The 9744-nt window shown below is 73.7% G+C and carries 8 protein-coding genes; 6 read left to right on the forward strand and 2 right to left on the reverse strand.

What is annotated here, in order from left to right; all coding sequences use genetic code 11:
* Positions 1-78 precede the first annotated feature (78 nt).
* The 3 genes from groL (at position 79) to AR3_RS31680 (ending at position 3750) form a co-directional block, all read left to right on the forward strand.
* Entirely contained in the window at positions 79-1704 is a 1626-nt protein-coding gene (groL, locus tag AR3_RS10595; RefSeq protein ID WP_067912316.1) for a chaperonin GroEL, read from the forward strand.
* A 313-nt stretch (positions 1705-2017) separates the two neighbouring features.
* Positions 2018-2602, forward strand: a complete 585-nt coding sequence (locus AR3_RS10600) for a sigma-70 family RNA polymerase sigma factor (RefSeq protein ID WP_106258893.1) — start codon at positions 2018-2020, stop codon at positions 2600-2602.
* Entirely contained in the window at positions 2599-3750 is a 1152-nt protein-coding gene (locus tag AR3_RS31680) for a hypothetical protein (RefSeq protein ID WP_067912319.1), read from the forward strand. The genes AR3_RS10600 and AR3_RS31680 overlap by 4 nt, the downstream gene beginning before the upstream one ends.
* Positions 3751-3833: 83 nt before the next feature.
* On the opposite strand, the gene AR3_RS10610 is transcribed toward AR3_RS31680, so the two are convergent.
* The gene (locus tag AR3_RS10610) at positions 3834-4223 is read right to left on the reverse strand and encodes a DUF5319 domain-containing protein (RefSeq protein WP_067912322.1); all 390 of its coding nucleotides are present in this window, start codon (positions 4221-4223) and stop codon (positions 3834-3836) included.
* 393 nt (positions 4224-4616) lie between these two features.
* On the opposite strand from AR3_RS10610, the gene guaB reads away from it, so the two are divergent.
* From guaB to AR3_RS10625, 3 genes are all read left to right on the forward strand, one after another.
* On the forward strand, positions 4617-6125 hold the full coding sequence (gene guaB / locus AR3_RS10615; protein ID WP_067912326.1) for an IMP dehydrogenase: 1509 nt from the start codon (positions 4617-4619) through the stop codon (positions 6123-6125).
* Positions 6126-6195: 70 nt separating this feature from the next.
* Complete coding sequence (locus tag AR3_RS10620) at positions 6196-7308, forward strand: GuaB3 family IMP dehydrogenase-related protein (RefSeq protein WP_067912330.1); 1113 nt, start codon at positions 6196-6198, stop codon at positions 7306-7308.
* A 94-nt stretch (positions 7309-7402) separates the two neighbouring features.
* A complete protein-coding gene (locus AR3_RS10625; protein WP_067912333.1) occupies positions 7403-9142 on the forward strand; it encodes a glycerol-3-phosphate dehydrogenase/oxidase in 1740 nt (579 codons plus the stop codon).
* A gap of 6 nt (positions 9143-9148) precedes the next feature.
* Here the strand turns inward: AR3_RS10625 and AR3_RS10630 are convergent.
* On the reverse strand, positions 9149-9744 hold a 596-nt coding region (locus AR3_RS10630), incomplete at its 5' end, for a TetR family transcriptional regulator (protein ID WP_245637874.1).

Consider the following 9744-nt stretch of genomic DNA (forward strand, 5'->3'; position numbering starts at 1 on the left):
CTGTGACGCGCCGCCCCGGACCGGTCCGTTGAACAGGGACGGGCCCGGGGCGGTTCACGCGAAGGGAGATATTTCCGCATGGCGAAGATCCTGGAGTTCGACGAGGACGCGCGCCGGGCGCTCGAGCGCGGCGTCGACCGCCTCGCGGACGCCGTCAAGGTGACCATCGGCCCGCGCGGCCGCAACGTGGTCATCGACAAGAAGTTCGGCGCCCCGACCATCACCAACGACGGTGTGACCATCGCCCGCGAGGTCGAGCTGGAGGACCCCTACGAGAACCTGGGGGCCCAGCTGGCCAAGGAGGTGGCCACCAAGACCAACGACATCGCCGGCGACGGCACCACCACCGCCACGGTGCTGGCCCAGGCGCTGGTCCGCGAGGGCCTGCGCAACGTCGCCGCGGGCGCCTCGCCGCTGGCCCTCAAGCGGGGCATCGACGCGGCCGCGCGGCACGTGTCCGACCAGCTGCTCAAGGTCGCCCGCGAGGTCACCGAGAAGAGCGAGATCGCGCACGTCGCGACCATCTCCGCGCAGGACGCCACCATCGGCGAGCTGATCGCCGAGGCGTTCGAGAAGGTCGGCAAGGACGGCGTGATCACCGTCGAGGAGGCCCACACCATGGGCCTGGAGCTGGAGTTCACCGAAGGGCTCCAGTTCGACAAGGGGTACCTGTCGCCGCACATGGTGACCGACCCCGAGCGCATGGAGGCCGTCCTCGAGGACGCCTACGTGCTGATCGTCGACGGCAAGATCTCCAACGTGCAGGAGTTCCTGCCGCTGGCCGAGAAGGTCGCCCAGACCAAGAAGCCGCTGCTGGTGGTGGCCGAGGACGTCGAGGGCGAGGCGCTGGCGCTGCTGGTGGCCAACAAGATCCGCGGCACCTTCTCCTCGGTCGCGGTCAAGGCCCCCGGCTTCGGCGACCGCCGCAAGGCGATGCTCGCCGACATGGCCATCCTCACCGGCGGCCAGGTCGTCAGCGAGGCCCTCGGCCTGAAGCTGGAGAACCTGGGGCTGGAGGACCTCGGCCGGGCCCGCCGGGTCACCGTGACCAAGGACGCCACCACCATCGTGGACGGCGCCGGCGACGCCAAGGACATCGAGGACCGCATCCGCCAGATCCGGCTGGAGATCGAGCGCAGCGACTCCGACTGGGACCGCGAGAAGCTGCAGGAGCGGCTGGCCAAGCTGTCGGGCGGCGTGTGCGTGCTGCGCGTCGGCGCGGCCACCGAGGTGGAGCTCAAGGAGAAGAAGCACCGCCTCGAGGACGCCATCTCGGCGACCCGCGCGGCGATCGAGGAGGGCATCGTCTCCGGCGGCGGCTCGGCGCTGGTGCACGTGTCCAAGGAGGGCTTCGAGGCCCTCGGCCTGTCCGGCGACGAGGCCACCGGCGCCGAGGCGCTGCGGCGGGCGCTGTCCGAGCCGGCCCGCTGGATCGCCGAGAACGCCGGCAAGGAGGGCTACGTCGTCGTCTCCAAGGTGCGCGAGCTGCAGCCGGGCCACGGCTACAACGCCGCCACCGACGAGTACGGCGACCTGATCGCCCAGGGCGTCATCGACCCGGTCAAGGTGACCCGGTCGGCGGTCAGCAACGCCGCGTCCATCGCGGGCATGCTGCTCACCACCGAGGCCCTCGTGGTCGAGAAGCCCGAGGAGCCCGAGGAGGCCGCCGGCGGTCACGGGCACGGTCACGGCCACGGTCACTGACCGATCCGTCGGCAACGTCGTCAGGGCCCCCGCCGGTCCGTCTCCGGCGGGGGCTCTTTCGCGCGCGCCGTCATCACTTGACGTGTTCCGTCGGGTGCGGAGCGTGGCGAACGGGCGTCCGGACGCCGCACTTGTGACCATTCCGTTGTCGAGCACGGTGCAGACAGGGCGGAGCGCGCTGGGCATCATGCTCTACGTGACCGAGGGATGCTTCGCCGGGACCACGACCGCGCGCGCTACCGACGAACCCTCGGGAGGCCCGGCCCCGCCGACGCCCCCCGACGCCGGCCGCCCCCAACGGCTGCTTCGCGCGGTGACCAGGGACGGCGGAGGGGCCGAGGAGGCGGACCTCAAAGAGCTCACCTCGCTGGCCGTGCAGGGCGACCCGGGCGCGATCGAAGTGCTCATCGGGCAGGTGCGTCCCATGGTGGTCCGCTACTGCCGCGCCCGGCTGGGCAGGATCTCCGGCCAATACCACATCGCGGACGACGTGGCCCAGGAGGTCTGCATCGCCGTGCTGTCGGCCCTGCCGCGCTACCGCGACATGGGACGGCCCTTCGCGTCCTTCGTCTTCGGCATCGCCGCGCACAAGATCGCCGACGCGCTGCGCAGCGCGGTGCGGGCGGCCGTGCCGACCGAGGACCTGCCGGACGGTCCCGACGACCGGCCCGGCCCGGAGGAGACGGTGGTGCGCTACATCGAGGCGCAGCGCGCCCGCGACCTGCTCACCCGTCTCCCCGACCACCAGCGTGAGCTGGTTCTTCTGCGAGTGGTGGCGGGTCTGTCGGCGGAGGAGACCGGTAATGTACTGGGCATGTCCGCGGGAGCGGTACGGGTCGCGCAGCACCGGGCCCTGGCCCGGCTTCGGGCGATGGCCAGAGAGGAGTCGATCGCTTGACGGAGCGCAGGCCGGGCGCCCCGGAGCCGGCCGATCCCTTCCGCCGCGGCGATGCCTCGGCGTCCGCGGCCCCGACCGGAGATCTGACCGCGGTGCGCCGCACCGACGCGGTCTTCGAGGCGCTGGCGCGGCGCGCTGCCGCCTCTGCGTCCGCCGCTGAGTCCGCCGCTGAGTCCGCCCGCGCCGAGTCGGACCGCGCCGACGCCGATCGCGCCGACTCCGACTGGGCCGACTCCGACTGTGCCGACTCCGACTGGGCCGACTCCGACTGGGCCGCTCCGGCGTCCGCGGCCGAGGAGTCCGCGCGGGCCGCGGCGTGCCAAGACCCTGACGCCGAACTCGACGAGCGGCTGCGCGCCGTCGGCGCCGAGTCCGATCCGGCGGTGCGGCTGCTGCGCGCCCTGGTCGCCGACGTCGGCGACCAGGGGCCGGACCGGCAGCCCGGACCCGAGCCGCCGCCCGGGCCGCGTCGCAGGGGACGCCGCACGATCGTGGCGCTCGGCGTCGCCGGCGCCGTGCTCGCCTCCGGCGGGGTGGCCGCCGCGGGCGGCGATCTGAGCGAGCGGTCCGCGCTCGGCGCCGAGCCCGGCAAGGGCGTCGCGCAGCGGCGGGACGACCCGTCCGCCGAGGCCCACCGGCAGACGCTGCGCCCCGCGACCCGCCCCCGCGCCGTCGGAGCCGCCGACGCCGGACGAGACCGCGGCGCGCCGCGCACGACCGCGCGGTCCTCGCCGTCCGCGCCGTCCCGGAGCACACAGGACGAAAAGCGCCGCGCGGACCGCGCCGCCGAGACGCCGACTCCGGCCAGGCCCACGTCGGGCACGCCGTCGTCGGGTTCCCCGGACGGCACCTTGGCCACGCGGCCTCCGTCCACGCAGCCGTCCGTGCCCGTCACCGCGTCGCCCACCCCGGGGCCGTGGCTGATCCTGCCGCCCAGCCCGGAGGAGCTCCAGCGCCGGATCGAGGAGATCCGCCGCCGCTTCCGCGGGCATGCCGAGCGTTCCGGCCTCGGCGACAAGGCGTACTCCTCCGACGCCCACCGGGACTCCTCCGACGCCTACCGGGACTCCTCCGACGCCTACCGGGACGGCGAGAGCACCGACCGGACCGACGTCGAAGGGAACGATCCGAAGCCGTACCTGCCCTGACGGCGAATCCGCACCGGACTCGGCGGCCACGGGTCACCCGCCGCGCGCGGTGCCGACGCGCGCGGCCCACCCCGCGCCGGGTGCTAGTCGGTGTCCCGACCCTCTTCGCTGTCGATGACGCCGTCGACGTAGCCGCGGGCGTACTCCCAGGAGACGTAGTCGACCGGGTCCGGCGCCAGGGCGGGCTCGTGCACCCGCGGCGTGCCCTCGTCGAGCAGATGGCGCAGGTTGCCGTGCAGCAGGTCCCAGTCGATGTAGTGCACCTTGCCGCAGTCGCCGCAGTCCACGGTCAGGCCGCGCACCCCCAGCGGTTCCAGGAGCGCCCGGAAGACCTCCAGATCGGCGAGGTCGGCCAGCACGTCCTCCCGCTCCGCCACGCTGAGCGGAACGGTGTCCTCCCCGGGGTCGCCGAGCGAGGCGGCCGGGTCTTCCGGGTCGCCGGCGAACGGGTCGAGCGGGGCATCGTCGTGCACCCCTCCACGCTACTGCGGCCGGGCGGGCGAAGGGGAGCCCCGATCCGCGCCCGCCGCGAACAATGATCGACGTTTCACCTTCCCCGGTCGGGAATGGCGGAGGCGGCGGCCGCGGTTGATGTCACCAAGGCCGCTCGAATGTCACCAAGGCCACGTGACCTGCGGCGCGAAGCGCCGTCCGGCCCTGGGCGCAGGTCCTACGATGGTTCGTGAGAGTGCCCCAACGCCCCGGGCCGGCCGCCACTCGCCCGGCGGCGTCGCCCCCAGGCCCCGTACGGGCCCATGGACTCGCCCACACCATCCGGAAGGAGGGAGCGGCGTGACCCCGCCCCGTCCGACGGCGCACCGTCGCTCCGACGGCACCCCGTCCGACGGGCCGGCGCCGCGATACCGATGAACCCCGAAGCCGAGGCCGGCGTGCCCCAGCCCCAGGTCCTCACCGAAGGGCTGACCTTCGACGACGTGCTCTTGCTGCCGGGCTACTCGGACATGCAGCCGGGAGAGGCCGACACCACCACCCGGCTGACCCGCGGCGTCACGCTGCGCATCCCGCTGGTGTCGGCCGCCATGGACACCGTCACCGAGGCCCGCACCGCCGTGGCCATGGCCCGCCAGGGCGGCATCGGCGTGCTGCACCGCAACATGTCCATCGAGGACCAGGCCGCCGAGGCCGACCGGGTCAAGCGGTCCGAGGCCGGGATGATCACCAATCCGGTGACCTGCCAGCCGGACGCCACCCTGGCCGAGGTGGAGGAGCTGTGCGCCCGCTACCGCATCTCCGGGGTGCCGGTCACCGACGACCGGGGCGTGCTCGTCGGCATCGTGACCAACCGGGACATGCGCTTCGAGACCGACCACTCCCGGCCGGTGCGCGAGGTGATGACCCCGATGCCGCTGGTCACCGCGCCGGTGGACGTCTCCCGCGAGGAGGCGTTCCGGCTGCTGGCCAGCAACAAGGTCGAGAAGCTGCCGCTGGTCGACGCCGACGGGCGGCTGCGCGGGCTGATCACCGTCAAGGACTTCATCAAGAGCGAGCAGTACCCCCGCGCCACCAAGGACGCCGACGGCCGGCTGCTGGTGGCCGCCGCGGTCGGGGTCGGCGAGGAGGCGATCCGCCGCGCCCAGGCGCTGGTCGAGGCGGGCACCGACGTGATCGTGGTGGACACCGCGCACGGCCACTCCAAGGGCGTCGCCGACACCATCGCCAAGATCAAGGCCAACTCCAAGGTGGAGGTGGTCGGCGGCAACGTCGCCACCTACGCGGGCGCCAAGGCGCTGGTGGAGGCGGGCGCGGACGCCGTGAAGGTGGGCGTGGGCCCGGGCTCGATCTGCACCACCCGCGTGGTCGCGGGGGTCGGCGTCCCGCAGATCACCGCGATCATGGAGGCGGCGCGGGCGGCCCGGGAGGCCGGGGTGCCGGTGATCGGCGACGGCGGGCTGCAGTACTCCGGCGACATCGTCAAGGCCATCGTGGCCGGGGCCGACACCGTGATGCTGGGCAGCCTGCTGGCCGGGGTGGAGGAGTCGCCCGGCGAGCTGATCTTCGTGCACGGCAAGCAGTACAAGTCGTATCGCGGCATGGGGTCGCTGGGCGCGATGCGCAACCGCGAGCGCGGCGGCTCGTTCTCCAAGGACCGCTACGCCCAGGCCGACGTGACCGCCGAGGAGAAGCTGATCCCCGAGGGCGTGGAGGGCCAGGTGCCCTACCGGGGGCCGCTGGCCAACGTCGCGCACCAGCTCGTCGGGGGCCTGCACCAGTCGATGTGGTACGCGGGCTGCCGGACGATCGCCGAGCTGCACGAGCGCGGACGGCTCATCCGGATCACCTCGGCCGGGCTGCGCGAGAGCCACCCGCACGACATCCAGATGACCGTCGAGGCCCCGAATTACCAGCGCCGCTGACGGGGGTAGTCTCTGCGGGGCGTCCAACGCGGTGACGCCGGGAGAAAGAGGATGAGCTGTGGCTGCTGAGGTGGAGATCGGCCGGGGCAAGAGCGGCCGGCGCGCATACGCCTTCGACGAGATCGGCATCGTGCCGTCGCGGCGCACCCGCGACCCCGAGGAGGTCAGCGTCGCCTGGCAGATCGACGCCTACCGGTTCGAGACGCCGCTGGTCGTGGCGCCGATGGACAGCGTGGTCAGCCCCGCCACCGCGATCGCCATCGGCCGCCTGGGCGGGCTGGCGGTGCTCGACCTGGAAGGGCTGTGGACGCGGTACGAGGACCCCGAGCCGCTGCTGGCCGAGATCGCCTCGCTGGACGACGCGAGCGCCACCCGGCGCCTGCAGGAGATCTACTCCGAGCCGATCAAGGAGGAGCTGATCGGGCGGCGGATCGAGGAGGTCCGCGAGGCCGGGGTGACCACGGCGGCGCGGCTGTCGCCGCAGCGCACCGCGCAGTTCCACAAGGCGGTGATCGACGCCGGGGTCGACCTGTTCGTCATCCGCGGCACCACGGTGTCGGCCGAGCACGTCTCCGGCCGGGCCGAGCCGCTCAACCTCAAGCAGTTCATCTACGACCTGGACGTGCCGGTGATCGTCGGCGGGTGCTCGACGTACACGGCGGCGCTGCACCTGATGCGGACCGGCGCGGCGGGCGTGCTGGTGGGCTTCGGCGGCGGCTCCGGGCACACCACCCGCACGGTGCTGGGGGTGGCGGTGCCGATGGCCACGGCCGTCGCCGACGTGGCGGCGGCGCGCCGCGACTACCTCGACGAGTCCGGCGGCCGCTACGTGCACGTGATCGCCGACGGCGGGATGACCAACAGCGGCGACATCGCCAAGGCGTTCGCGTGCGGCGCCGACGCGGTCATGGTCGGTTCGCCGTTCGCCCGCGCGACCGAGGCGCCCGGCCGCGGCTACCACTGGGGCAGCGAGGCCCATCACGGCGACGTGCCGCGCGGCACCCGCCTGAAGGTCGGCACGATCGGCTCCCTGGAGCAGATCCTGTACGGCCCGTCGCACGTGGCCGACGGGTCGATGAACCTGATCGGGGCGCTGCGGCGGGCGATGGCGACGTCCGGGTACACCGAGCTCAAGGAGTTCCAGCGGGTGGAGGTCGTGGTGACCCCCACGGTGGCGCACTGAGCCCGCGCCGGACCGCGTCGGCCCCGCGTCGGGGTGGACGAGTCCCTACCGCTGGGTAGGAACTCACGGACACCCGATTGATCTGGGGGGATCGATGACGGGATCACCGGTGACCGGACTGGGCAGCTCGCGCCTCGGCCCCGCCGAGCGGGCCGCGGCCCTGGAGCGCATGGCCCGCGAGGAGTTCGACGTCGTGGTCGTGGGCGCGGGCATCGTGGGCGCGGGCGCCGCCCTGGACGCCGCCACCCGGGGCCTGTCGGTGGCCGTGGTGGAGGCCCGCGACTTCGCCTCCGGCACGTCCTCGCGGTCCTCCAAGCTGATCCACGGCGGCCTGCGGTACCTGGAGCAGTACAACTTCGACCTGGTCCGCGAGGCGCTGACGGAACGCGGACTGCTGATGCAGCGGGTCGCGCCGCACCTGGTGCGGCCCGTGCCGTTCCTGCTGCCGACCACGCACCGGTTCTGGGAGCGCGGATACTTCGGCGCCGGGGTCGCGCTGTACGACCTGCTGGCCTTCCAGATGGGCAGCACCCGGGGCGTCCCCCACCACCGGCACCTGACCCGGCGCGGGGCGCTGCGGCTGGCGCCGTCGCTGCGCAAGGACGCGATCGTCGGCGCGATCCAGTACTGGGACGCCCAGGTCGACGACGCTCGCTACGTGGTGACGGTGCTGCGCACGGCCGCCGCGTACGGCGCGCAGATCGCCTCCCGCACGCAGTGCGTGGGGTTCCTGCGCGAGGGCGAGCGGGTGACCGGCCTGCGGATCCGGGACCTGGAGTCGGGCACCAGCGCGAAGGTGCGCGCCAAGCAGGTCGTCAACGCCACCGGGGTGTGGACCGACGACATCCAGCAGCTGGTGGGCGGCCGCGGCCAGATCCACGTGCGCGCGTCCAAGGGCATCCACCTGGTGGTGCCCAAGGACCGCATCCACTCCTCGACCGGCATCATCCTGCGCACCGAGAAGTCGGTGCTGTTCGTGATCCCGTGGGGGCGGCACTGGATCATCGGCACCACCGACACGGCCTGGGACCTGGACAAGGCGCACCCCGCCGCGTCCCGAACCGACATCGACTACGTGCTGGAGCACGTCAACGCGGTGCTGTCCACGCCGCTCACGCACGACGACGTGGAGGGCGTGTACGCGGGGCTGCGCCCGCTGCTGGTGGGGGAGACCGACGAGACGTCCAAGCTGTCCCGCGAGCACGTCGTCGCGCACCCCGTGCCCGGCCTGGTGCTGGTCGCGGGCGGCAAGTACACCACGTACCGGGTCATGGCCAAGGACGCCATCGACGCCGTCGCCCACGGCCTGGACGGCAAGGTCGCCGAATCCTGCACCGACCGGGTCGCGCTGGTCGGCGCGGACGGCTACCCGGCGATGTGGAACGCCCGGCACCGCCTGGCCGCCCGCTCGGGCCTGCACGTCGCCCGCATCGAACACCTGCTGCACCGCTACGGCACGCTGATCGACGACCTGCTCAATCTGATCGCCGAGCAGCCCCATCTCGGCAGGCCGCTGGGCGGCGCGGACGACTACCTGCGCGCCGAGGTCGTCTACGCGGCCACCCACGAGGGCGCCCGCCACCTCAACGACGTGCTGTCGCGCCGCACTCGCATCTCCATCGAGACGTGGGACCGCGGCGTCGGCGCCGCCCGCGAGGCGGCCGAGCTGCTCGCGCCCGTCCTCGGCTGGAGCAAGGACCAGACCGACCGCGAGGTCGAGTACTACGTCAAGCGCGTCGAGGCCGAACGCGACTCGCAGAACGAGCTGGGCGACCAGGAGGCCGACGCCCGCCGCCGCGGCGCCCCCGAGATCGTCCCCACCGCGACGTTCTGAGCCGCGTCAGGCCAGGGCGGGGCCGAGCACCAGGCGCATGCCCGTCGCGTACAGGTCGGCGGGGACCCGTTCGGGGTCCAGCAGGTGCTGGAGGGCGAGCCCGGCGTCCAGCGCCACGGCCAGCGCCGCGCGTTCGTGCGGGCCGACGCCCTCGGCGTCGGTCAAGTGCTCGGCCAGGCGCGCGCGCCGCTCGGCGTACCAGTCGGCGAGGCGCCGGCCCGCCGCCTGGTCGCGCATCCCGTGCAGCCAGAACTCCACCAGCAGCAGGGTCAGCAGGCGGGCGTGCTCGCCCGACAGGCGCCGCGCGTACGCCCGCGCGGCGCGCTCCAGCCGCTCGTCGGCGGGGCGGCCGGCGTCGCGCAGGTCGGCGCACGCCTCGACGCCGAACCCGTCGTCGGCGCAGCGTTCCAGCAGGGTCAGCACGAGGCCGGACTTGCCGGCGAAGTTCGAGTAGACCGCGCCCTTGGTGAGCCCGGCGGCCGCCGCCACCTCGTCCAGCGACGCGCCGTGGATGCCGCGCTCGGCCCACAGGCGCCGGGCGGCCGCCAGCAGGGCGGCGCGGGTCCGTTCGCGGCCGTCGCGCCGCGCCGCCGCGGGCGCCC

The organism is Actinomadura rubrobrunea NBRC 15275, from assembly GCF_001552235.1.
GTDB lineage: Bacteria > Actinomycetota > Actinomycetes > Streptosporangiales > Streptosporangiaceae > Spirillospora > Spirillospora viridilutea.

Excerpts from the sequence above, each read along its gene's own strand:
- AR3_RS10625 (WP_067912333.1), top strand. The coding sequence starts at position 7,403 with ATGACGGGATCACCGGTGACCGGACTGGGCAGCTCGCGCCTCGGCCCC.
- groL (WP_067912316.1), top strand. The coding sequence starts at position 79 with ATGGCGAAGATCCTGGAGTTCGACGAGGACGCGCGCCGGGCGCTCGAG.
- guaB (WP_067912326.1), top strand. The coding sequence starts at position 4,617 with ATGAACCCCGAAGCCGAGGCCGGCGTGCCCCAGCCCCAGGTCCTCACC.